Genomic DNA, 23,821 nt, shown 5'->3' on the forward strand with positions numbered 1-23,821 from the left:
AGTCGGCCGAAACGAAGGGGTATCCGAATGGCACAGCAAGCGCAGGTCACCGAGGAGCAGGCACGGGCCTTAGCTGAGGAGTCACGCGAAACCGGTTGGGAAAAACCCTCTTTCGCCAAGGAATTGTTCCTCGGTCGGTTTCCGTTGGAGCTGATCCATCCGTTTCCCCGGCCGGCGGGCCACGAGACGGCTCGCACCGAGGCCTTTCTGGCTAAGCTGCGGGAATTCCTCGATACCGTCGACTGCGCCGTCATCGAGCGTGAGGCGCGGATTCCAGACGAGTATGTCAAAGGTCTTGCCGAACTCGGCTGTTTTGGCCTGAAAATTCCATCGCAATACGGCGGACTGGACATGTCCCAAATCGCCTACAACCGCGTGCTGATGTTGGTTTCGACAGTGCATCCCAGCCTCGGTGCTTTGCTGTCGGCCCACCAATCGATCGGGGTGCCCGAGCCGCTCAAACTTGCCGGCAGCGAGGAACAGAAGCAGAAATTCCTGCCGCGATGCGCTGCCGGAGCGATCTCGGCATTTTTGCTTACCGAACCTGACGTTGGCTCCGATCCGGCGCGTCTGGCCTCCACTGCGACACCGGTCGAGGGTGGGCAGGCCTACGAACTCGACGGTGTGAAGTTATGGACCACCAACGGCACAGTCGCGGACCTGCTCGTGGTGATGGCCAGGGTGCCCAAGAGTGAGGGCCACCGCGGCGGCATCAGCGTGTTTGTCGTCGAGGCCGATTCGCCGGGCATCACCGTGGAGCGGCGCAACAAGTTCATGGGGTTACGTGGGATCGAAAATGGTGTGACCCGCTTCCACCGGGTGCGGGTTCCGCGTGAAAACCTGATCGGCCGTGAGGGTGATGGGCTCAAGATCGCGCTGACGACCCTTAACGCAGGTCGGTTATCCATCCCCGCAATGGCGAGCGGATCTGCGAAGTGGGCGCTGAAAATTGCGCGTCAATGGGCGTGCGAACGAGTGCAGTGGGGTAAGCCTATCGGCGAACACGCGGCGATCGCCAGCAAGATCGCCTTCATTGCGGCAACATGTTACGCGCTCGAAGCGGTACTCGAACTCTCCGGTCAGATGGCTGATGAGGGCCGTAACGACATCCGAATCGAAGCCGCCTTGGCGAAATTGTGGTCCAGCGAGATCGCTTGTGTGATTGCCGACGAACTGGTACAGATCCGCGGTGGCCGCGGCTACGAGACCGCCGAGTCGCTGGCCGCGCGCGGGGAGCGGGCGGTGCCGGCGGAGCAGGCGGTGCGTGACCTGCGGATCAACCGGATCTTTGAAGGATCCAGTGAGATCATGCGACTGCTGATCGCGCGGGAGGCGGTTGACGCCCATCTCACGGCCGCGGGGGAACTCGCGAACCCCAAAGCCGACTTGCGGCACAAAGCCAAGGCCGCCGTCAGTGCAAGTGGATTCTACGCAAAGTGGTTGCCGCAATTGGTTTTCGGAGAGGGACAGCGTCCGACGTCCTACCGCGAGTTTGGTAGGCTGGCGACTCATTTGCGCTTTATCGAGCGCTCATCACGCAAGCTGGCGCGCAACACGTTCTACGGGATGGCCCGCTGGCAAGCGAAGCTGGAGCAAAAGCAGGGCTTTCTCGGACGCATCGTTGACATTGGCGCTGAATTGTTCGCCATGTCGGCCGCGTGCGTGCGCGCCGAGTTTCAGCGGGTGGCAGATCCGGTTGAAGGCCAACAGGCTTACGAGCTCGCAGATGCTTTCTGTCGGCAGGCTACTCTGCGGGTCGAGACGTTGTTCCACGCGCTTTGGACCAACACTGACAGCACCGACGTCGGGCTGGCACGCCATGTGCTCGACGGTCGTTACACCTGGCTGGAGGAGGGAATCATCGACCCGTCCGAAGGCACCGGGCCGTGGATCGCGCACTGGGAGCCCGGTCCGTCCACCGAGACCAATGTGGCCCGGCGGTTCTTGACAGCACCCCGATCTTGATCAGCTGACGCCAGCGCGGGATGCCGGAAACGTTGAGCGGGTAGCAGAACAGACATGGGTTCCTACGTCGCCAAGACGGGTGAGTTCACCCGCGACACCGACTACATCTCCACTCGCATCACCGCCGATGGGCGTGACGGCTATCCGGTCGAGGCGGGGCGGTATCGGCTCATCGTCGCACGCGCGTGCCCCTGGGCTAACCGCGCGATCATAGTGCGTCGACTGCTCGGACTGGAAAAGGTTATGTCCATTGGCTTTTGCGGGCCCACTCACGACGAGCGCAGTTGGACATTCGACCTTGACCCGGATGGTGTCGACCCTGTCTTGAAAATTCCGCGGCTACGGGATGCGTACTTCAAACGTTTTCCCGGCTATCCGAAGGGAATCACCGTCCCGGCGATTGTCGACATACCCAGCGGCGAGGTCGTGACCAACGACTTCGCACAGATGACGCTGGACTTTTCCACCGAGTGGACCGCCTATCACCGCGACGGCGCCCCGCAGCTGTATCCCGAGCCGCTGCGGGCCCAGATCGACGAGGTGAATGAGCGGGTCTATAGGGAAATCAACAACGGCGTATACCAGTGCGGCTTCGCGGGCTCACAACAGGCCTACGACGACGCCTACGAGCGTTTGTTTTCCGCACTGGACTGGGTCAGCGAACGGCTGGCGGCGCAGCGATATCTAGTGGGTTACACCATCACCGAGGCTGACATCCGACTATTCACCACGCTGGTGCGCTTCGACGCGGTCTACCACGGGCATTTCAAATGCAACCGGTGCAAGCTCACCGAAATGCCGGTGCTGTGGGCCTACGCGCGCGACTTGTTCCAAACCCCGGGTTTCGGTGACACCGTCGATTTCGTGCAGATCAAGCGGCACTACTACCTCGTGCACAGCGACATCAATCCCACCGGCATTGTGCCGAAAGGCCCAGACCTGGCCGGGTGGCTCACAGCACATGGCCGGGAAGCTTTGGGCGGCAAGCCTTTCGGAAATGGTACACCGCCCGGACCGCCACCTGAGAACGAGCGGGTTCCCGCCGGCCACTCGGTGTAGCGTCTCAGCGTGCAGCAGCACGGATCGGTGCCGTCGTCACCGGCTGATCAGTCCCATGCTGTGCGCACCGACCATTCCGCATGGGGGACGTCGCGCAGTTCACCGCTGGTGTCGAAAACCAGCGTCAGCAATTGCACCGCGATTCCGGCCAACCGCCCGCGGTGCGGGTCGACTGTGGGGATAGTGACGGCCAGACGGGTGCCCGGCCGAAACATCGTCGTCGCCGGGTTGGCCGGGTCGTCATAGACGCGCAGCAGCCGCCACGGTGCGCGGCCGATCGCGGCGGGAACCGACAGTTGTACTGGATCACGCTCGTTGACGGGCAGTTGGCCTTGGGTCTGCGGTTTCTGGCAATCGTCGAGGTTAAGCACATTGCAATACAGATACGGCCCCACTCGGGTCAAATGCCCATCCGAGTAGGCGCTGATTTCCGGCTGTTTCGGGCCAGAGTCGCGCACCAGCAGCCACGTGCCGGTCCCGGTGCCGGCGGATGCGAGCGCCACCAGCGCCGCACCCAGCAGCCGGAGGCCGCGTCTCATGCGGAAGGCACCGCCCCGCTGGGAACACCCCGGCGCCCGCCCTCCTGCTCGACCAGGACGGGCCGATTACCCCCGAAACCCGGTATCAGCGAGTCACCGCGGAAGCTCACGACGGTCTGCGCTAGGCCCGGGATCAATAACGCGCTGATCGCGGTGAAGCCCACCCACAGCTTGGTGTAAAGCAGCACGCCGAGAGTGCCGCCAAGCACCCAGGCCAGCTGCAGTGTCGACTCGGACCGCCCGAACGCCGACGCCCGCGACTGTTCGGGCAGGTCATCTTGCAAGGAGGCGTCCAGTGATGCTTTGGCGATTGCGCTCGACCCCGATGTGACCAGTGCGGCAAGAGCGGTCACGAGCAGACTGCCGGTTATTGCAGCGGCCAACGCGGCGGCAGTCACCGCAACGGTGCAGCGCACCACGAGCACCGCGGGTCTGCCCAGTTGCAGTCGTGCGCTGGTGAAGTTGCCGGCGAAATTGCCGATCGCGGCCGCGGCGCCGATGAGGCCCAGAATGCCCAGCTGAACCCATCCGCTGCTGTCGTGTGCCTTAGCGACGAACGCTGGATACAAAAATAAGAACCCCACCATCACCTTGATCGTGCAGTTACCCCACAACGCGGTAATGATGTTGCGCCCCAACGGTTGCCGTATACCGGTGACGTGTTTGACTTTATCCGGCCAATATCGGCGCGGCTGCTCGCTGCGGTGGCGATAGCTCAATGTGGTCGGCACTTCGCCGGTAGTCACCTCCACCCAGCGTGGGATCCGCATCGACAGCCAGGCCCCGGCAATCGTGACCGCCACGATGACAAACAAAGCGCCGGGCAGGGCGAACAAGTGGCTGAAGGAAAACTCGACTCCGCTTGCGATGGCCCCACCGGCGATGGTGCCGCCGAGCAGACCGAACACCGTGAGCCGGGAGTTGACCCGCACCAGGTCGATGGTCGGCGGCATCACCCGCGGAGTCACCGCGCTGCGCAGTACGGAGAACGATTTCGACAGCACCATCATGGCCAGTGCACACGGGTACAGCACCCAGGACGGGAAGCTGCCGGTGGCACCGTCGTAGTTGGCGATCAACACCACCGCCAGTACGGTCCGTAGCACGAACGATGTCGCCAGCGCGACCCGGCGCCCGTGCTGGAGCCGGTCCAGCGCCGGGCCGATCAGCGGCGCGATGACCGCGAACGGCGCGATGGTGATCAGCAGGTACAGTGCAACCCTGCTCTTGCTCTCTCCAGTGGCCGCGGCAAAGAAAAGTGTGTTTGCCAGCGCGACGGCCATCGCGGAGTCGACCGCGAAATTCGCCATGACCGGCCACGTAAGCGCGGTCAGCCCGGATTTGTCAGCGCCATCGGCGGTGGCGGCCTTTTGAAACAACCCATACATCCGCGAACCCATTTCGCGGCTCCGCTGGGCCGCAGCCCTGGTGACGGTAATGCGTTCGCTCGAGCCCGGACCACGTGGTGGCGGCTCACGTCGACGAGAGGCGTCGGGTTGCTGATACAGCGGCGGCAGGTAGCGGTTGGCACTGGGCATCGGCGGCGGGCGGCGCGGTTGGCGGGCGGCGGACTCGTCAGCCGGGTAGTTCGCCATACCGGGGTGCTCGCCGACGGTTCGGTGGCCGCTCCGGCGTCTGGTGGGAGACGCCGGACGGCTGGGATGATCACGCCGCCGTCCAGACACAGGTCGATTGTCTCCCACGCCGAGCGCCCGGGTCTGCAGGCGAGCATGGTGTGGCTCACGGGTGCTGTCGTCGGGCACTATGGGAAAGGTACTGGAAAGAAGGGCAAAAGAAGGACAGCATGACCGGGGCCAGTGAGGAATTGGGCGCGGCGACCGTGGCCGAGTGGCCAGCGGGGTTGGCTGCGGTGCTGACCGGTGCCGTCGACCAGGCCAGGGCGGCCATCGCAGAAGTCAGTGGCACTGACGCGGTGGGGGAATACCTGGGCGTCGCCTACGAAGACGCCACCGCCGCGACCCACCGGTTCCTCGCGCATCTGCCCGGTTACCAGGGCTGGCAGTGGGCCGTTGTCGTCGCCGCCTACCCGGGAGCCGACCACGCCACGGTCAGCGAAGTCGTCCTGCTTCCCGGGCCCACAGCACTGCTGGCACCGGCGTGGGTGCCATGGGAACAGCGGGTCAGGCCCGGGGATCTGGGCCCTGGGGATCTCCTCGCGCCGCCGGCCGATGATCCACGGCTGATTCCGGGCTACCTCGCGAGCGGAGACCCGCAGATTGATGAGACCGCCGCGGAGATCGGGCTGGGGCGCCGGCGGGTGATGAGCGCCTGGGGCCGCGCTCAGGTCGCCCAACGCTGGCATGACGGTGATTACGGGCCGGGTTCGGCGATGGCGCGTTCCGCCAAACGGCCGTGTCGCACGTGTGGCTTTTACCTGCCGCTGGCCGGGTCGCTTGGCGCGAACTTCGGGGTATGCGGTAACGAGATGTCGGCCGACGGGCATGTTGTCGACGCCGAATACGGGTGCGGCGCCCATTCCGACACACCCGCCGTGGCGGGCAGCGGCTCGCCGATCTATGAGCCCTACGACGATGGTGTCCTAGACATCACCGAAAGACCGGCGGAGTCGTAGCTCATCGTGCGATCTTCACGTTCGCCTCGGTGGGCTAGCCTTGCTCGGCGGCGGCTTTGATCTTGGCCAGTGTTGCGTTCATACCGTCGACGAGCTCGCGTTCGAATTTCTCGACTCCGCCGAAAAGTGCGTTCACCGTCATGTTCGACACTGGTTTGACACCGTTTTCGGCGTGACGGGTCTCGATCACCCGGGTTCCCCGGTCGGTCGGCTCCAGTTCGTAACTCCAGATGGTGCCATTGGCGTTGACTTTGAACGCCAGCTTTTTCTCCGGGATGACTTCGGTGACCGTGCTCGTCGTGGGCCAGAATAGGTACTTGCGGCGGTTGAGGTTGACAGTGCGGGTGCCTGGGCGCAGCGGCCCGAGCTGCATCATCCACCGGCATTGCGGGCTCCACTGCCGCATCCGGCGAAGGTCTGATATTAAGGCCCAGACTTTCGAGACCGGTGCATTGATATCGACCTGAGCTTGCAAAAGCGGCGCTGCCATTGAACCTCCTTGGTCTGGACATTGGTCGCACATTTATGTCTTTGATATCTGTCCCCGGCGGGATTGCAGGCCGGTTTGTGCCCCGCGCGCACCGCGGCGGGCGGCATCGCGCTGCCACAGAAAAATACCGGTGCCGAGCAGTCCGGTGCCCAGTCCGGCAACCGCCACCGGGCGCCAACTCTCAAAGGCGGGCACGGTGAACGCCAGCACTGCGGCAGCCAGCCATGCTATCGCGCCGACCGCGATCATCGGCCACACCTCCAGCACCGCGGCGGGCAGCGGCGGCGGCTCGGGAACTCGGTCAGGTTCGGCATGCATCGCCAACAACATAGCCGGTGGCGGTGTCCGTCGGCAGGCGGCGCAGCGCGGGTTGTGCAGTCGATTGGTGACTACGGCACCCAGCCCCGACGTTCCGTTGTAACCTTCGCGCTGTGAGGGATGGGGACAGTCGGCTAGCGAGCGATTTAACGTTGGCGGTCATGCGGCTGGCCCGCCAACTGCGGTTCCGGCGTTCGCAATCGCCGGTGTCGCTATCGCAACTGTCGGCCCTGGCGACCTTGGCTACAGAAGGCCCGATGACCCCCGGCGCGCTGGCGGTCCGGGAACGGGTGCGCCCGCCGTCAATGACCCGCGTGATCGCCTCGTTGGCCGAGCTGGGCTTCGTCGACCGCACCGGACATCCCGTCGACGGACGCCAGGTACTGGTGTCGGTGTCGGACACCGGCGCGAAGCTGCTGGAAGCGGAACGCCGCGCCAGCCAAGAATGGTTGGCGCAGCGACTCGCATCCCTGGACACTACCGCGCGCCAGACACTGCGCAGCGCCGCCGACATCATTCTCGCTTTAGTCGACGAAAGCCCTTGAATGTCTCGGGTTTCGCTCACTGCCCGCTGTGACACGGGCGGCGTAAACGTTTACGACATCGACGACCCCGCCGACCCGCGGCTCGACCATTTTCGCGACTTGAACAGCGCGGACCGGCGTCCGGATCTGCCGCCGCGGGGCCTGGTGATCGCCGAGGGTGTGCTGGCGGTGCGTCGCATGCTGGCATCGCGGTTCAGGCCGTTGGCTCTGCTCGGCACCGACCGCAGGCTCGCTGAGCTCGTCGACGACCTGGCCGGCAGCGACGCACCCTACTATCGGGTTTCTGCGGAGGTCATGGCACGTGTCGTTGGCTTTCATCTGAATCGTGGTGTACTGGCCGCGGCACGCCGGGTGACGGAACCCAGTGTGGCGCAGGTGACCGATAGTGCGCATACGGTGGCAGTGCTTGAGGGTGTCAACGACCACGAGAACCTGGGCTCGATTTTCCGCAACGCGGCCGGGCTGGGGGTCGACGCGGTGATCGTCGGCGGCGGTTGTGCTGATCCGCTTTACCGCCGCGCTGTCAGGGTTTCGATGGGGCATGTGCTGCTGGTGCCCTACGCACACACACGTGACTGGCCCGCTGATCTGAAAATCTTGCGTGAACACGGCTTTCACTTGCTTGCGATGACACCTCATCCGCATGCCCAACCGCTTGCGGTGGCCATGGCGGCGGTGCGTAACAAGCGCGTCGCCGTGCTGGTCGGCGCCGAGGGCCCGGGCCTGAGCGAGCGAGCCATGCGGGCTTGTGATGTGCGTGTGCGTATCCCGATGTGGCGAGGCACAGACTCGCTTAATGTCGCCACCGCCGCCGCTCTGGCGTTTTACGAGCGGGTTCGGGGATGATCGAAGCGTGTCGAAGAACTTGGCTTCCGCACCTGGTGGCGCTACCGGCCCGCACTCGGTTCCTGTCGGCAACCCGCGTTCACATGTGAGCGCGGTTGCCCATCCCAGGTCGTTGAGGCTCGTGTTGTGATCAACCAGCCCACGCCGTGGGGGACGGGTTTGACGGTGGCCGGGTTCGTCGCCGCCGTGACCGGCGTCGCGGTAGTGGTGCTGGGTTTCGGGCTGATCCGGGTCCATCCGCTGTTAGCCGTCGGCCTTAACGTCGTCGCGGCTGGAGGGCTGGCACCTACCCTGTGGGGATGGCGGCGCACACCGGTTTTGCGGTGGTTCGTGTTGGGAACGGCGGTCGGTGTCGCGGGAGCCTGGCTGACGTTGCTCACGCTGACCGCGCTTGGCGCCGGTTAACGATTCGGGGTCTGCCAGGTGGCCGGTGACAGCTGTCGCAGAGGTACCCGGTGAGCCGCGCCGGCACCAGCCGAGGCCGGGCAAACCGTCATGTGGTGCCGTTATCGCTGAAAGCCGGGCACGTGAGATACCCGCAAAAAACTCAAGCCGCAAACGTCACTGCTGGGCATTTTGCACCGACAGCGTGGTTGTGCCACCCACCCTCCCGACTTTAGCGTTGTCCGCTCGAACGCACTCCCAGCAAAACATCTTCCCAGGCCGGAACCGGTGGTTTACCGCGGCGACTGCGGGCCGGCGGGTGTTTGTGCTCTGTTTCACCGGCGGGGGGCGAGGGTGCAGGCTCGTCGAAGTCGAGTTCGGCCACCGGCGCCAGTGGCCGCAGCGGGCGGTTGAAGTTTGGGTCGATGAGCTCGCTGGCTGCATCGTCGAGGGCGGTCACCGTCCCCCCGTGGGCGCCGGGAGTAAAGCAGAAATGCGCGACATTGTCGGATCGGCCGGCCTTCCAAGCCAGCTGCACCGTCCACCGGCCGTCTTCATTGCGCCAGGCATCCCAATTGGTGTTGTCGGGGTTGAGGCCCCGCGCCAGCAAGGCGCTCGTCACCGTTTCCAGTAGTGTCATCACCGCGGGACCGTCGGCGAGGACCGGGTGCGCCGCCGTTGCCAGCTCAGCGGCCCGTGAGCGTTCCAGCAACACGGGATGAGCGAACCGCTCGACTCGCTCGACATCGACACCTGCGGCCGCAGCAACCTGCTCGACAGACGCACCGGCACGGATACGCGCCTGAATCTCCTTGGGACGCAGCATGTTCGAAGCCTCGATCTCAATCTCAGTCTGCCCGATCCGCGCCGCGTCTCCGCGCACGGCCGCCCGCAGGCGCTCGTCGGCGCGCAACTTGAACTTTTCCGATGGGTCATCGCCCTCGCAAATAATATGTTTGCCGTCAACGTCGAGGCCGATGACTTTGAGTTCCCGCATGGCTTCTCCTCGGGAGGCTCTGGGCAGACCAGCGCGCCAGGTCTGTCACGTGCGCACTCTAGTGCAGCGAACGCCGTCGACTGCGCTGACACGCGGGCGAAACACCCCGATTAGCAGGCGCATGCCGACAAGTGCCGGCGAACCGGCACTGTCAGAGGCGCTCGACAACCCAGTCGATGCATTCGGTGAGTGCGCTGACATCGTCGGGGTCGACTGCAGGGAACATCCCAACCCGCAATTGATTGCGGCCAAGTTTGCGGTAGGGCTCGGTGTCGACGATGCCGTTGGCACGCAGCACCTTGGCGACGGTGGCGGCGTCCACCCCGTCGATGAAGTCGATAGTGCCCACGACCTGCGAGCGCAGCCGAGGGTCAGCCACAAACGGTGTGGTGTACGGTCGCTCCTGGGCCCAGGAGTACAGCCGCGCTGCCGAGTCCGCGGTGCGTTTGACCGCCCACTCCAGCCCGCCGTTGCCGTTCAACCAGTCGATTTGTTCGGCCAGCAGCACCAAGGTGCCGATCGCCGGGGTGTTGTAGGTCTGGTTTTTCAGGCTGTTCTCCACCGCTATCGGCAGCGACAGGAAATCGGGCACCCACCGTCCGGACGCGGCGATGGACTCGACCCGCGCCAGCGCCGCGGGGCTGAGCAGCGACACCCACAGGCCGCCGTCACTGGCGAAATTCTTCTGGGGTGCGAAGTAGTACGCATCGGCCTCGGTGATGTCGACCGGCAGACCGCCGGCGCCGGAGGTGGCGTCGATGACCACCAGCGCGTTGTCGGAACCGGCTGGCCGTTGCACCGGCAGCGCCACACCGGTGGATGTTTCGTTGTGGGCCCACGCGATGACGTCGACTGAGGGGTCGCTGCGCGGCTCCGGGGCACTGCCGGCATCGGCCTCGACGATGATTGGGTCGCCGACGAATGGGTTTTTGGCGACCGCTTTGGCGAACTTCGAACTGAACTCGCCGTAGGCCAGATGCAGGGAGCGCTGGTCGATCAACCCGAACGCGGCGGCGTCCCAGAAAGCTGTTGCACCTCCATTACCCAGGATGACCTGGTAACCGTCGGGCAAGGAGAAATACTCGGCCAGTCCCGACCGGACCCGGCCGACCAGGTCCTTGACCGGCGCCTGCCGATGCGACGTGCCGAATAATCCGGCCGCTGTGGTAGCCAGCGCCTGCAATTGTTCGCGGCGGACCTTTGACGGGCCACAGCCGAAACGACCGTCGCGGGGTTTGATGGCCTCGGGAAGCTGAAGGGGAATCGTGGGCTGGTCAACCATGCCACCAGGTTAGTGAGCGGTGGGGATGCCGCCGAAGTGACCGGTGTGAAGCACCTCACAGTGCCGGCTGCGAGGCGTCTGGGCCACAGCGCGGGGACGCAGTCTGGATCATTCCCGATACCTGCGGTACCGTCTACACAAGAAGCCGAAATGTAAAGCTTAGGAGGCTTTCGATGGCTCGGACACGCATGGTGCAACGTTGGCGCCGCAACATGGAGGTGCGGGACGACGCCGAGTACGTGAGCATGCTCACCACGCTGTCCGAGGGGTCGGTGCGGCGCAATTTCAACCCCTACACCGACATCGATTGGAACTCAACGGATTTCGCAGTTACCGACAATGATCCCCGTTGGGTCCTGCCGGCGACCGACCCGTTGGGCCGCCACCCCTGGTATCGGGCGCAGCCACTGGAGCGCCAGATCAAGATCGGCATGTGGCGGCAGGCCAATGTCGCCAAAGTGGGCCTGCAATTTGAATCCGTGCTCATCCGGGGACTAATGGAGTACGCCTTTTGGGTGCCCAACGGCTCTCCGGAGTACCGTTACTGCCTGCACGAGTCGGTCGAAGAGTGCAACCACACCATGATGTTTCAGGAGATGGTGAATCGCATCGGTGCCGACGTTCCGGGCGCGCCGCGGTTCCTGCGCTGGTTGTCGCCGCTGATCCCGCTCGTCGCCGGCCCGCTGCCGATTCCATTTTTCTTCGGTGTGCTCGCCGGCGAAGAGCCTATCGACCACGCCCAGAAAAACGTACTGCGTGAGGGCAAGACACTGCATCCCATCATGGAGCGGGTGATGGCGATTCATGTGGCCGAGGAGGCACGGCATATCTCCTTCGCCCACGCCTACTTACGCAAACGGGTTCCGCATCTGACCAAACACCAGCGGTTTTGGCTCTCGCTGTACGTTCCGCTGGTCATGCGACTGCTGGGTCAGGCCATCACTGTGCCGCCCAAAGCTTTCTGGCAGGAGTTCAACATTCCGCGCGAGGTCAAAAAGGAGCTGTTCTTCCGCTCACCGGAGTCCCGGAAGTTCTTGCAGGACATGTTCGCCGACGTTCGGATGCTGGCCTACGACACCGGGTTGATGAATCCTGTGGCCAAACTCATATGGCGGCTGTGCAAGATCAACGGCAAACCATCCCGGTATCGCAGCGAGCCGCAGCGCCGGCGCTTGGTCGCGGCCGCCTAAAAGACGGCCTGCGACATGCCGCACGTCATCACCCAGTCGTGCTGCAACGACGGTTCGTGCGTTTTCGCCTGTCCGGTCAACTGCATCCACCCGACCCCGGACGAACCGGGCTTCGCCACTTCCGAGATGCTCTACATCGACCCGGTGGCTTGCGTCGACTGCGGGGCGTGCGTGGATGCCTGCCCGGTGGGCGCCATTGCATCCGATACACGGCTGACGCCTGAACAGATACCGTTCGCCGAGCTCAATGCCTCGTACTATCCGCCGCGGCCCGCGGGTGTCAAAACACCGCCGACCTCGAAGCTGGCTCCGGTGATACCGCCGCTCGAGATACGTGCGCGCCGCCATCCGCTCACGGTGGCGATCGTCGGCTCCGGCCCGGCGGGGATGTATGCCGCCGACGAGTTGCTCACCCAGTCCGGCGTTCGTGTCAACGTATTCGAAAAGCTGCCCACGCCTTACGGATTGGTGCGCGCCGGAGTCGCACCGGATCACCAGAGCACCAAACGGGTCACCCGTCTCTTCGACCGGATCGCAGACCATCGCGACTTCCGGTTCTTCCTCAACGTCGAGGTCGGTAAACACGTGAGCCACTCCGAACTGCGCGCGCATCACCACGCCGTGCTGTATGCCGTCGGCGCCCCGAACGATCGCCGCCTCGACATCGACGGGATGGGCCTGCCGGGCACCGGCACGGCAACCGAATTCGTGGCGTGGATCAACGGGCATCCTGAGTTTGCCGCCTTGCCGGTGGATCTCCGCTACGAGCGCGTCGTCATCATTGGCAACGGTAACGTCGCGCTGGACGTTGCGCGTGTGCTCACCGCCGACCTGAACGAGTTGGCTCGCACCGACATCTCCGATCACGCGCTGAGCACCTTCCGCAACTCGGCGGTCCGCGAGGTGGTGATCGCGGCGCGACGTACACCGGTGCATTCTGCGTTTACTCTTCCTGAGCTGATCGGCCTCGTCGCCGCATCCGAGGTCGTCATCGACGCCGCCGATCGCGATCGTGTCCGGCGCGATCTCGCCACGGTCTCCGACCCGGTGGCCAGGACCAAGCTGGAGATCTTGAGCACACTTCCTGACGGCTCCGCCCCCTCGTCGCGGCCGCGGATCCGGCTGGCGTACCAACTCGCCCCGCAACGGATCCTGGGCAAGCAGCGGGTCAGCGGTGTGGAGTTCGTCGTCACCGGTACTGATGAAGTGCGTCGGATCGACACCGGCTTGGTGCTGACGTCGATCGGCTACCGCGGCAAGCCGATCCGCGATCTGCCTTTCGACGATGCCGCCGGCGTCGTCCCGAATGACGGTGGCCGGGTAATCGACCCGGACTCCGGGCGGCCGTTACCCGGTGCATACGTGGCGGGTTGGATCAAGCGTGGGCCGACCGGGTTCATCGGGACCAACAAAACGTGTTCGTTACAAACTGTCCGGGCCTTGGTGGCCGACTTCAACGAGGGCCGGCTTTCTGATCCGGTAGCTGGCTCAGACGCACTCGCCAAACTGGTGCGGGCACGTCAGCCGAACGTGGTGGACGCCGCGGGCTGGCGCGCTATCGACGCCGCCGAGGTGATCAGGGGCAACGCTGATGGGCGCCCGCGCAACAAGTTCACCAGTATCGCCGATATGCTGGCCGCCGCCGCGGCAGCGCCGGTGCCGCCGCGGCGGCGCCTGACCGACCGTCTCCGTCACCTGACGCTGCCAAACTAGCCGCCCACTCGCGGATGTTGCCACGGCAGGGCCGGTTCGTCGGAAATCCTTATGGTAGCCGCCCGCAACACCATTCAGATCACCGGCACAGATGTTGTGCGCGCCGTCACGACTTCGTGATCTGGTGCCAGCCCTCGACGGTTTCGGGGCTGCGTGGGCCTGGGCCGACGTAGATTGCTGAGGGGCGCACCAGCTTTCCCAGCCTCTTCTGTTCGAGGATGTGCGCGCACCATCCGGCGGTGCGACCACAGGTGAACATCGCGGGCATCATCTTGGCCGGCACCCTGGCGAAATCGAGGACCACGGCGGCCCAAAACTCGACGTTGGTTTCGATGGCGCGGTCCGGACGCCGCTCCCGCAGCTCGGACAACGCTGCTTGCTCTACCGCCAGGGCGACCTCGTAACGTGGCGCCCCCAACCGCTTGGCGGTCGCGCGCAGCACCCGGGCACGCGGATCCTCCGCGCGGTAGACCCGATGCCCAAAGCCCATCAGCTTATCGCCACGGTCCAGGATGCGCTTGACCAGACCGCGGGCGTCGCCGGTGCGCTCCACCTCTTCGAGCATGGGCAGCACCCGGGCCGGCGCCCCGCCGTGCAGCGGGCCGCTCATCGCCCCGATCGCCCCGGAGAGCGCCGCCGCAACATCCGCGCCGGTCGAGGCGATCACGCGCGCGGTGAACGTTGAGGCGTTCATGCCGTGCTCGGCGGCCGACACCCAATAGGCGTCGACGGCCTCGATATGTTTCGGATCTGGTTCACCTTGCCAGCGCGTCATGAAACGGGCTGTGATCGTGGAGCATTCGTCGATGATCCGTTGCGGAACAGCGGGCTGGTAGATGCCGCGCGCAGACTGGGCGACGTAGGACAGCGCCATCACCGATGCCCGGGCGAGCTGTTCGCGGGCGGTGGTGTCATCGATGTCGAGCAACGGCTGGTATCCCCAGATAGGCGCCAGCATCGCCAGTCCGGCCTGCACGTCGACACGGACGTCGCCGCTGTGGATCGGCAGTGGGAAGGGTTCAGCCGGCGGCAGGCCATGACCGAACTTGCCGTCGACTAGCAAAGCCCAGACATCGCCGAACGTGACTTGCCGGCTCACCAGATCCTCGATGTCGACGCCGCGGTAGCGCAGCGCCCCGCCGTCCTTGTCTGGCTCGGCGATCTCGGTGGTGAAGGCCACCACCCCGTCCAGACCGGCGACGAAGTTCTCAGGGACGACCGTCATACGGCGATTCTCGCACCCCGCCCATGACGCACCGCTACCGGTTGGTAATAAACAGCCGAGCCGGCCGAGGTAGCGTGGGCGCGATGGCAGGTCCCAACAGCGAGCACCTTGCGGCGATGCGAGTGGAATACGGCCCGGAAAAGGACGGCTGCGGCGACCTCGACGTGGATTGGCTCGCCGAGGGCTGGCTGGCGCTGTTTCGACAGTGGATTGGCGATGCCGAACGTGCCGGTGTCGCCGAGCCCAACGCGATGGTGCTGGCCACCGTCGCATCGGGCAGGCCCGTCACGCGTTCGGTGTTGTGCAAAGGCGCGGACGAGAACGGGCTCACCTTCTTCACCAGCTATGAGTCGGCCAAAGCTGCCGACTTGGCGGCGACACCGTACGCAGCGGCAACCTTTCCCTGGTACCAGTTAGGGCGGCAGTTCCACATCCGCGGCCCGGTGACCAAGCTCAGCCGGCAAGCCGTGGAGGACTACTGGTCGACACGGCCGCGGGGCTCGCAGCTGGGCGCCTGGGCGTCGCACCAGTCACAGCCGATCGCATCGCGCGCTGCGCTGCTCGAGCAGCTGGCCGAGGTGAGCGCACGGTTCGCTGACCAGGAGCGCGTCCCGGTGCCACCGGACTGGGGCGGATACCGCATCGCGCCCGAGGTGGTTGAATTCTGGCAGGGCCGGGAAAACCGATTGCACAACCGGATTCGAGTCAGCGGCGGCCGTGTTGAGCGCTTGCAGCCCTGACAGCGGCCGGGCGGGTCTTCGATACGGTACCGTCGACGTCCGCCAACCCACCCCCTGACGCCGCCCCCGACGGGCGCGCCGTCAGGATAACGACTACCTTCAGCTATAGATCAGCCATGTCAGCCAGAGCGCAAAGGGGTTCTCGTGGCCGCAACCGACGACACCGCCACCCTCCGGTATCCCGGGGGGGAGTTGGACCTGCCGATCGTCCACGCCACCGAGGGAGCCCACGGCATCGCGCTGGACTCCCTGTTGGCCAAGACCGGATACACCACATTCGATGTCGGTTACGCCAACACCGCCTCCACCAAGAGCGCCATCACGTATATCGACGGTGATGCCGGTGTCCTGCGCTACCGCGGCTACCCGATCGAGCAGCTCGCCGAGAAGTCGACTTTCATCGAGGTCAGCTACCTGTTGATCTACGGTGAGCTGCCCAGCAAAGACCAGCTGGCGTCGTTTACCCGCCAAATCCAGCGGCACACCATGCTGCATGAGGACCTGAAAAGATTCTTCGACGGCTTTCCGCGGAATGCGCACCCGATGCCGGTGTTGTCCAGCGTGGTCAATGCGCTTTCCGCCTACTACCCGGATGCGCTGGACCCGATGGACAACGGTCAAGTCGAGCTGTCGACGATCCGGTTGCTGGCCAAGCTGCCCACCATCGCCGCCTACGCGTACAAGAAATCGGTAGGCCAGCCGTTCCTGTACCCGGATAATTCGCACACGCTGGTGGAGAACTTCCTCCGCATGACGTTCGGGCTGCCGGCCGAGCCCTACGTCCCCGATCCCGAGGTGGTGCGGGCGCTGGACATGTTGTTCATTTTGCACGCCGACCACGAGCAGAACTGTTCGACGTCAACCGTGCGGCTTGTCGGATCCTCGCGGGCGAACCTGTTCACCTCAATCTCCGGTGGTATCAACGCGCTGTGGGGCCCCCTGCACGGCGGGGCCAATCAGGCGGTACTGGAGATGCTTGAGAGGATCCGCGAAAGCGGCGGCGACGTCAGCGAATTCATCCGCAAGGTGAAAAACCGGGAAGCCGGGGTCAAGTTGATGGGATTTGGTCACCGCGTCTACCGCAACTATGACCCGCGGGCCCGGATCGTCAAGGAACAAGCCGACAAGATCCTGGCCAAGCTCGGCGGCGACGACGACCTGCTGGCGATCGCCAAGGACCTGGAGGAGACGGCGCTGACCGACGACTACTTCATCGAACGTAAGCTCTATCCGAACGTCGACTTCTACACCGGGTTGATCTACCGTGCGCTTGGCTTCCCGACCCGGATGTTCACCGTCTTGTTCGCGTTGGGCCGGCTGCCTGGTTGGATCGCACACTGGCGCGAAATGCACGACGAGGGGGACAGCAAAATCGGCCGGCCACGCCAGATCTACACCGGTTATGGCGAACGGGACTACGTCGGTATCGAGGCGCGGTAGCACTCACTGGGCCGGCACTGCCGTCGCTGCGGGGACGCTCGATCCCCGAGCCCGCCCTGCCTCGGCGGGCAGCTGAGCCCACACCTGGATCTGCTGGCGTGCGGTGGCCACACTCCACTGCCGCGCAGCGGGTCGCCGTCGGCGAAGGATCCGGGGCGCCGGGAAAGATGTGGCCACCGCGTGCCATGGACGTGCACTCCACGGTGGTGTGATCAGGGTCTGAGTGGTCCGTCTAGCGGAGGTCATGCGGCCGTTCATCGGCGTGACCGACTACCGCGACTACCGCCGGTCGCCTCGACACCAGGCAGTGGCGGTTACCCGACGATCGTTTTCGGCATCACGGTGGGCCGGAACCCGTATCGGGGCATCCCGAAACCGAAACCGGCGCTGCGGGCGGCTGGACCGGCCACCGGCATCCCAGGCATGCCGGGCATCCCGGGTAAGGCGGCCTGCGGGTCGGCACCCGCAGCGGCGCCGGGCATTGGGGTGGTCAACGGGCTCGCCGCATTCGCCGGGGTGATCGCGGGCCAACCCGGTGGCACCGACAACGCTCCCACCGACCTGGCTTGGCTCATCCCGGCCGACACCGCCGCCCCCCCAAGACCGCCTCCCGGCACGGGTGGGGCCGCCGATGCCAGGGTGACTGCCGCCCCCGGCACCGGGCCCCCGCCCACTGCCCCGGTGAGGCCGGCGCTTTTGCTCACCCCACTAACGACGGCGGCTCCGATCGGGCCGACGAGCCCGGTGTCCCCGACCGCTAACCCTCCGGTCAAGAACGAGGCCGGGAATCCGGTGTCGCCGGCGTCGACCAAGAAGGTTCCCGCGGAGTCATGGGTCGCCCCATCGAGTGTGTTCAGCAGCCCGGAAAGCCCGGCGGTCGAGGTGTTCGAGTCGGGCGCGAAAATACTCGAGGACGCCGGATCGGCCGACGACGAGGACTCCAGGGGTGATGCGAGTTGGTGTAATGCCTCCGTCAGCCGCGATAGCAGGTGGCCCGCTCCGCCAGTGGCCGTGCTGGCCGCCCGGGTGCTCGCGGCGGCTTGGCTGCCCTGTCCAGCCGGGTTAGTGGTCTGCGGGGGCGGGGTAAACAGCGCCGGTTGCGCGGCTGTCGCCGACGAACCGGCGTAGCGGTACATCGCAGCTGCGTCTTGGGCCCACATTTCGCCGTACTGGGCCTCGGTGGCCGCGATGGCCGCGGCATTTTGGCCTAACACGTTGGTTGCGATCAGCGATGCCAGCTGGGCACGGTTGGCCGCGATCACCGCCGGTGGCACGTGTTCGGCGAAAGCCGTCTCGTAGGCGGCCGCGGCAGACCTGGCCTGATTGGCGATCTGCTGCGCCTGCATCGCCGTCCTAGACAACCACTCGGTATAAGGATTGGCTGCGGTGGCCATGGAGCTCGACGCCGGGCCCAGCCATTCTTCGCTGGTCAGGTGGCCGATTACAGCCTGATAAGCCGTCGCTGCTGACTCCAGGTCAGCGGCCAGCCCATCCCACGCCGACGCGGCGGCCAACATCGGCGCCGACCCGGGACCGGCGTAGATGCGCGCGGAGTTGACCTCCGGTGGCAGCGCCCCGAAGTCCACGGTCACGGTCATCGCTTCCTCCTGATGGTTGTTCTCCTTCCCTGCCGAGCCTTCCCGGTGAGGTTTCCTCGCGCGGGGTGTGCGGGGCTCGTGTGATCGTGTTGCCGATGCGCCGCGGCGCTTAAACGTGGCGCCTAAACGTGGGGTTGTTACGTACGCTCGGGCGTGAACGTCGTCGGGGTGCGCAAATTCATCTTCGATGGCGTTGAGGCGGAGAGCCTGCCGAGGCGCTTGTGGTGATAGCGGCTCGACGGGCTCTGGGTAACCGCCGCCGCCAACCGATTCAGGGTTTCGTGATACAAGTGATCGTGCTGGTATCGCTGCCTTAGGCTTCGAATCGCTCGGGGTACGGACAACACCGGCATATCGACCGTAGGGAGGGCTCCATGGCGCATTCCGGCGAATCACCAGCGGCGACCGGCTGGCGGCGAACGGCAAAGTTCTACCGGCGCTCTCCGGGCCTTCCCTGGCTGATTGCCGTGGTGGTGATTCCGCTGCTGCTGGCGGCTATCGGATACGGGGCGTTCGACCGATCCCGGTTACCTGCCAGCGGACCAACCGGCGTTGTGCCGACGTTAACCGAAAGCCCGCCGCCGGCCGCGGCACCGCCTGTCGTTGTGGTTCCCGGATTGAATTTGGCGCCTTTGTCAATTTCGCGCCGCGGTGATGACGTCATCCTCACTGGTGATCTTCCCGATGATTCGGCGAGGTCGACGCTGCTCAACGCTGTCATCACCGGAATCGGTCCGGGAGTCAACATCATCGACATGCTCGGGATCAATCCAGACGTTGACGCACTTGACTTTGCCGACGCCGAATCGGTTTTCACCTCAGCGGCGTCGATCCCCGATTTCAACCTCACCGTCAGGGGTGACACCATCACTTTGGCCGGGACCGCGGACTCGGCGAACCAGGAAGATGCTGTTGAAACGGCCGCCGAAGACGCCTGGCCTGACCTGAACATCGTCGACAAGATGGAGATCAAGGGACCGGTTAGCCCTACCGGTACGCCGGGACCGACCGCCGCACCGCAAGCACCTGGTCCCAATGGTTCAGGCGCCACTTGTGCTGATCTGCAGTCGCAGATCAACCGGGCGATGGGAGGGCCGATTACCTTCGCCAGCGACGGGTATTTGCTGACCCCCGCCGACGAGCAAAGGCTGACCCGGGTGGCGGACACGCTCAAGGAGTGTCCGGGCATGAAGGTGACCGTCAAAGGCTACACCGACAACACGGGCGATGACGCGGTCAACATCCCATTGAGTGCTGACCGAGCGGATGCTGTCGCCGACTTTTTGATTGCCAAAGGTGTGACGCGAGAGCGTTTGATCGCCAAAGGTCTTGGTTCGGCCGACCCTGTCGCAAGCAACGATACCGCCGATGGTCGAGCTAAGAACCGCCGCGTCGAAATCGTTGTGAGCTAGGGAGAATCCATCATGGACTTCATCGTTCAGTGGTTGTGGTATCTGCTTGCGTTCGTTGCCGGCTCAGTGGTGGCCTGGGCGATCGCGAGGATTTCAATCCCGTTTACCAGCAAAGAACAAGCCCTGGCGGACATGCCCGGCTCGCGTGAGATAGGAGAACGGTGATGGCCCATACACATTGGGCGATGATCACACTGGCCTTCCTGCTCGGGCTGGTTCTGACGTTTGCGCTGACGGTTCGACGCGTCAAATGCGAAGTACCGGTGACGCCTTCGGCGGGTGATGCAGAGACTGCTGCAGGTGAGCAGCCGCCGTCTGTGACGAATAGCACGGCCGCACAGGATGACCCCGGGGATGGATCCGCGGCGAGCGAGTCGGAGACGCAGTAGAAGCCCGTTGGTAAACGTGTGCCCCACGGCGCGGGCTCTGCGCGCCGGGGCTGATGGCACGGCCCTGCGAATCCGGTCGATCTTTGGTCACCTTTGTCATTTGTGCCGCACCAGTGTTTTGCGGAGCACATAATTTCGCTAGCGCAGCTGATCAGCATATGAAGGGGTGTGTCGGCGGCGCGTCACCGCGAGGAGGCGCCCGATGTCATGGCCGCGGTTTCGATCGACGGGCAGTGTAGTCATCTCAATCGGCTGTGTCACCGCTGTGGGCTTGACCTCGGCGCTGGTGTTCGGGCCGAAGGCACTCACCGCGGAATTCGCGCTGCTGACGGCCGACGTGGGATGGATTATGGGCGGTACCGGCAATCCCGACCCCACCCCCAGCTATATCAGCGAAGTAGAGGCCCTCTTTCTCACTCCACCCAAGGAGCTGTTTCCCGGTCAGCCCACCTTCGACGGGTATACCTTCCAGGGTCTGTACACACCCGAGCAGTTCTTCCCGGTGACTCCCACCCTGGTCACCCCCACCGGCGAAAGCGGCCTGACCTTCGGCCAATCGTTGGCCCTCGGTGTCACCGACTTGAACAACGCGATTACGCCGCAACTCGCCGCGGGCGACGAGGTCGCCGTGTTCGGCTACTCCCAAAGTGCCACGCTGACCACGATCGAGATGGACGACCTGATCGCTCACCCGCCGGCCGGCGTGGACCTCAGCGACCTGCATGTCGTGCTCATTGGTGATCCCAATGATCCGCTGACTGGTATCTTGGAGCGCTTCTACGGCGCCGGCACACTTCCGTTTTTGGATGTCCCTCTCAATGGAGCGACCCCAGAAGTCCCATTTCCCACCGACATTTACACCGGCGAATACGACGGCTGGGCGGACTTCCCGCAGTACCCTTTCAACTTTTTAGCCGATGCCAACGCCATCGCCGGCATCCTGATTGTGCATCCCAGCTATCCGACGATGAGCCCCGACCTGCTCGGTTCGGCGATCGGCATCGGCACGGTCGGCGACACCACGTTCTATATGATTCCTGAGCAGTTGCCCATCCTGGAGCCGCTCGACCAGATCCCCTACGTCGGCCCGGTACTCGGCGACGCCATCGCGCCGGAGTTGTCGGTGCTGATCGACTGGGGCTATGGCAACCCGGGTGACCCGGGTGGCTTAGGCGACGGTTTGGCTTTCGGCGGGGCGGTCGGCCCCTGGCCGATCGACCTGACCGCATCGGGTGTCGCCGGCATCCTGCCCAGGCTCGATCCCCTGCAAATGCTCGCCGCGCTGCAATATGCCGAGGTGCAAAGCCTGGTGGGCCCCGTCGACGACATCCTGAGCTACGCGGGCGCGCAGCCGCTGCCGCAACCGGTCACTACCGTTTTAGAAGTCCTCACAGGCTACGACCTCACTAATGCGGTGGACGCCGTCATGCGTGACGCATTGACCGGCGTGTCACAGCTGCCCGGTCTCGCCGATCTCAGCCCCGACGTTCTTTTCAACGGGACGCCGATCATCGACGGGACGCCGATCATCGACGCCGTGGGTGCGGTCTTCAGCATCATCAACGCGCTCTGAGTCGCGGCCGGAGCCTCGCACCGTCGACGCGACGGGCGCGCCGCGGCGTTGACAGCACCGCCGCACCGTGTGCGGTCGCGTCGGTCACCCCAGGGCAGCCACATGCCCGTGGGCTGGTGGGGCGTTCCTGTTCAAAGCTGCACATCCGCGGTATGACTGGGCATTTCACCATGTGTCAGCTCGGCGCGGGAAGCCGCAGCACAAGCCGTGCCCCGCCTAGCGGACTGTCCTCCAGAGAGGCGGTCCCGCCGTGCAGCTGGGCCTGTTGGGCCACCAGCGCCAGTCCCAGACCGGAACCAGAATGTGAGGCCGTCGACCCCCGGGAGAAGCGCTCGAACACCATTTCGCGCTCGTCTTCCGGCACCCCACTGCCGTTGTCGTCGATGGCGATCTCCACGCCGGCCCGCGAACTGACAGCCGACAGCTGTACCTTGGTGGCGCCCCCGTGTTTGACGGCGTTGGCGATCGCGTTGTCGACGGCCAGGCGCAGACCCGCCGGTAGCCCCACGATGATGCAGGTGGGTGAGGGCGCGAGTGAGACCTCCAGGTCCGGGTAGACCCGCATCGCGTCGTGGGCTGCCCGGTCGAGCAACTCGGTGATGTCGACCGGCACGTGGTCTTCCTGTGTCGACAGTTCACCCTGGGCCAGCCGCTCCAATGCGCCCAGCGTGGCCTCAATGCGTGACTGGGTGCGGATCACATCATTGAGCACTTCCTTGCGCTGGTCGTCGGGCAAGTCAAGTGTGGCCAGCACCTCGAGGTTGGTGCGCATCGCGGTCAGCGGTGTGCGCAGCTCGTGCGCCGAGACGGAAGCGAAGTCTCGCGCCGAAGCCAGCGCTTCTTCCGTGCGCTTCTGTTCCTTCCAGATCCGCTGCAGCATGCCCCGCATGGCTTCGGCGATTTCGACGGCTTCGGTGGCGCCACGCACTCCTACCTGCGGAGCTTCGTCGCCGGCGTGGACCGACCGAGCCTGCTGGGCCAGCCGCTTGAACGGTCGCACCGCGAAGGTGGCCAGCAGCCAGGCGAAGACCGCCGCCGCGCCGATGGCGAATCCGCACACCAGTATCACCCGCCGGTGCTCGGCATTGGTCTCGGCGATGGTCTCGTCGTAGGTGGCCCCGACTTCCACCGACGTCGGCTGCGGCGCCGGGAGGTCGACCGTACGCACCCGATAACGGATGCCGCCGATGGTGGTGTCCGCGTAGCCGGCCGGCAGCTCGGGCAGGGTGACTTTCGAGTTGGATGTCACATGGCTGCCCTTGCGGATGGTGATCACCACTCCGCGGTCGTTAGGTGACCGTGGAATTTGGTCGAGGCCGCGCGGGACGAACGGGGTCGCGAAACCGGCCGCCTCGTCGAGACGGCGGTCCAGCCAGTATTTGCGGTCGCCGGTGATGCCGTTCCAGACGATGGCGCCGACGATGAGTACCGGGATCGCCGCGCCAATCGCCGTCGCGACCACCACCCGGGCACGCAGCGAGGGCGTCCGGGTAAGAATCCGCGACAGCATACTCATGGCGTTC

At 65.0% G+C, this 23,821-nt stretch carries 23 protein-coding genes; 14 read left to right on the forward strand and 9 right to left on the reverse strand.

Annotated elements, in window-relative coordinates; genetic code table 11:
- Window positions 1-27: 27 nt before the first annotated feature.
- Window positions 28-1,965, forward strand: a complete 1,938-nt coding sequence (locus G6N08_RS10465; RefSeq protein ID WP_163757058.1) for an acyl-CoA dehydrogenase family protein — start codon at window positions 28-30, stop codon at window positions 1,963-1,965.
- Window positions 1,966-2,019: 54 nt separating this feature from the next.
- Window positions 2,020-3,024, forward strand: a complete 1,005-nt coding sequence (locus G6N08_RS10470; RefSeq protein ID WP_163757060.1) for a glutathione S-transferase family protein — start codon at window positions 2,020-2,022, stop codon at window positions 3,022-3,024.
- A 47-nt stretch (window positions 3,025-3,071) separates the two neighbouring features.
- On the opposite strand, the gene G6N08_RS10475 is transcribed toward G6N08_RS10470, so the two are convergent.
- Window positions 3,072-3,563 carry a DUF2771 domain-containing protein gene (locus tag G6N08_RS10475; RefSeq protein WP_163757062.1) on the reverse strand — a complete coding sequence of 164 codons (492 nt, stop codon included), beginning with the start codon at window positions 3,561-3,563 and terminating at the stop codon, window positions 3,072-3,074.
- Window positions 3,560-5,158: an MFS transporter gene (locus G6N08_RS10480; RefSeq protein WP_163757064.1), complete on the reverse strand. Its 1,599-nt coding sequence runs from the start codon at window positions 5,156-5,158 to the stop codon at window positions 3,560-3,562. The genes G6N08_RS10475 and G6N08_RS10480 overlap by 4 nt, the downstream gene beginning before the upstream one ends.
- A 209-nt stretch (window positions 5,159-5,367) precedes the next feature.
- Between G6N08_RS10480 and G6N08_RS10485 the strand changes: the two genes are divergently transcribed.
- Entirely contained in the window at window positions 5,368-6,156 is a 789-nt protein-coding gene (locus G6N08_RS10485; protein ID WP_163757066.1) for a DUF3027 domain-containing protein, read from the forward strand.
- Window positions 6,157-6,190: 34 nt separating this feature from the next.
- On the opposite strand, the gene G6N08_RS10490 is transcribed toward G6N08_RS10485, so the two are convergent.
- Both G6N08_RS10490 and G6N08_RS10495 read right to left on the reverse strand, forming a co-directional pair.
- Complete coding sequence (locus G6N08_RS10490; RefSeq protein ID WP_163757068.1) at window positions 6,191-6,646, reverse strand: SRPBCC family protein; 456 nt, start codon at window positions 6,644-6,646, stop codon at window positions 6,191-6,193.
- A 33-nt stretch (window positions 6,647-6,679) separates the two neighbouring features.
- The gene (locus G6N08_RS10495) at window positions 6,680-6,964 is read right to left on the reverse strand and encodes a DUF2530 domain-containing protein (protein WP_163757070.1); all 285 of its coding nucleotides are present in this window, start codon (window positions 6,962-6,964) and stop codon (window positions 6,680-6,682) included.
- Window positions 6,965-7,077: 113 nt separating this feature from the next.
- Between G6N08_RS10495 and G6N08_RS10500 the strand changes: the two genes are divergently transcribed.
- From G6N08_RS10500 to G6N08_RS10510, 3 genes are all read left to right on the forward strand, one after another.
- Window positions 7,078-7,509, forward strand: coding sequence for an Rv0880 family HTH-type transcriptional regulator (locus tag G6N08_RS10500; protein WP_163757072.1), 432 nt, complete (start codon window positions 7,078-7,080; stop codon window positions 7,507-7,509).
- Window positions 7,510-8,355: a TrmH family RNA methyltransferase gene (locus G6N08_RS10505; RefSeq protein ID WP_163757074.1), complete on the forward strand. Its 846-nt coding sequence runs from the start codon at window positions 7,510-7,512 to the stop codon at window positions 8,353-8,355.
- Between the two features lie 126 nt (window positions 8,356-8,481).
- Entirely contained in the window at window positions 8,482-8,760 is a 279-nt protein-coding gene (locus G6N08_RS10510) for a DUF2537 domain-containing protein (protein WP_163757076.1), read from the forward strand.
- Window positions 8,761-8,971: 211 nt separating this feature from the next.
- On the opposite strand, the gene sepH is transcribed toward G6N08_RS10510, so the two are convergent.
- Complete coding sequence (gene sepH, locus G6N08_RS10515) at window positions 8,972-9,736, reverse strand: septation protein SepH (protein WP_163757078.1); 765 nt, start codon at window positions 9,734-9,736, stop codon at window positions 8,972-8,974.
- A 151-nt stretch (window positions 9,737-9,887) separates the two neighbouring features.
- The gene (gene serC, locus G6N08_RS10520) at window positions 9,888-11,018 is read right to left on the reverse strand and encodes a phosphoserine transaminase (protein WP_163757081.1); all 1,131 of its coding nucleotides are present in this window, start codon (window positions 11,016-11,018) and stop codon (window positions 9,888-9,890) included.
- Between the two features lie 173 nt (window positions 11,019-11,191).
- Between serC and G6N08_RS10525 the strand changes: the two genes are divergently transcribed.
- Together G6N08_RS10525 and G6N08_RS10530 are read left to right on the forward strand one after the other, a co-directional pair.
- Window positions 11,192-12,208, forward strand: coding sequence for an AurF N-oxygenase family protein (locus G6N08_RS10525; protein WP_163757082.1), 1,017 nt, complete (start codon window positions 11,192-11,194; stop codon window positions 12,206-12,208).
- A 15-nt stretch (window positions 12,209-12,223) separates the two neighbouring features.
- Entirely contained in the window at window positions 12,224-13,921 is a 1,698-nt protein-coding gene (locus G6N08_RS10530) for an FAD-dependent oxidoreductase (RefSeq protein ID WP_163757084.1), read from the forward strand.
- A 106-nt stretch (window positions 13,922-14,027) separates the two neighbouring features.
- Here G6N08_RS10530 and G6N08_RS10535 read toward each other — a convergent pair whose 3' ends face one another.
- Window positions 14,028-15,146 carry a citrate synthase 2 gene (locus G6N08_RS10535; RefSeq protein WP_163757086.1) on the reverse strand — a complete coding sequence of 373 codons (1,119 nt, stop codon included), beginning with the start codon at window positions 15,144-15,146 and terminating at the stop codon, window positions 14,028-14,030.
- Between the two features lie 83 nt (window positions 15,147-15,229).
- On the opposite strand from G6N08_RS10535, the gene pdxH reads away from it, so the two are divergent.
- Window positions 15,230-15,886, forward strand: coding sequence for a pyridoxamine 5'-phosphate oxidase (pdxH, locus tag G6N08_RS10540; protein WP_163757088.1), 657 nt, complete (start codon window positions 15,230-15,232; stop codon window positions 15,884-15,886).
- A 144-nt stretch (window positions 15,887-16,030) separates the two neighbouring features.
- Window positions 16,031-17,326: a citrate synthase gene (locus G6N08_RS10545; RefSeq protein WP_163757089.1), complete on the forward strand. Its 1,296-nt coding sequence runs from the start codon at window positions 16,031-16,033 to the stop codon at window positions 17,324-17,326.
- Window positions 17,327-17,640: 314 nt separating this feature from the next.
- On the opposite strand, the gene G6N08_RS10550 is transcribed toward G6N08_RS10545, so the two are convergent.
- Entirely contained in the window at window positions 17,641-18,924 is a 1,284-nt protein-coding gene (locus tag G6N08_RS10550) for a PPE family protein (protein WP_281352740.1), read from the reverse strand.
- Between the two features lie 374 nt (window positions 18,925-19,298).
- Between G6N08_RS10550 and arfA the strand changes: the two genes are divergently transcribed.
- The 4 genes from arfA (at window position 19,299) to G6N08_RS10560 (ending at window position 22,298) form a co-directional block, all read left to right on the forward strand.
- The gene (gene arfA / locus G6N08_RS10555) at window positions 19,299-20,336 is read left to right on the forward strand and encodes a channel-forming protein ArfA/OmpATb (RefSeq protein ID WP_163757092.1); all 1,038 of its coding nucleotides are present in this window, start codon (window positions 19,299-19,301) and stop codon (window positions 20,334-20,336) included.
- A gap of 12 nt (window positions 20,337-20,348) precedes the next feature.
- Entirely contained in the window at window positions 20,349-20,501 is a 153-nt protein-coding gene (gene arfB, locus G6N08_RS20170; RefSeq protein ID WP_170301279.1) for a channel accessory protein ArfB, read from the forward strand.
- A gap of 20 nt (window positions 20,502-20,521) precedes the next feature.
- Window positions 20,522-20,725, forward strand: coding sequence for a channel accessory protein ArfC (arfC, locus tag G6N08_RS21445; protein WP_443093842.1), 204 nt, complete (start codon window positions 20,522-20,524; stop codon window positions 20,723-20,725).
- Between the two features lie 202 nt (window positions 20,726-20,927).
- The gene (locus G6N08_RS10560; RefSeq protein WP_163757094.1) at window positions 20,928-22,298 is read left to right on the forward strand and encodes a PE-PPE domain-containing protein; all 1,371 of its coding nucleotides are present in this window, start codon (window positions 20,928-20,930) and stop codon (window positions 22,296-22,298) included.
- A 175-nt stretch (window positions 22,299-22,473) separates the two neighbouring features.
- Here the strand turns inward: G6N08_RS10560 and G6N08_RS10565 are convergent, their stop codons facing one another.
- Entirely contained in the window at window positions 22,474-23,814 is a 1,341-nt protein-coding gene (locus G6N08_RS10565; protein ID WP_163757096.1) for a HAMP domain-containing sensor histidine kinase, read from the reverse strand.
- Between the last annotated feature and the right edge of the window lie 7 nt (window positions 23,815-23,821).

The sequence above is a fragment of the Mycobacterium botniense genome (assembly GCF_010723305.1).
GTDB lineage: Bacteria > Actinomycetota > Actinomycetes > Mycobacteriales > Mycobacteriaceae > Mycobacterium > Mycobacterium botniense.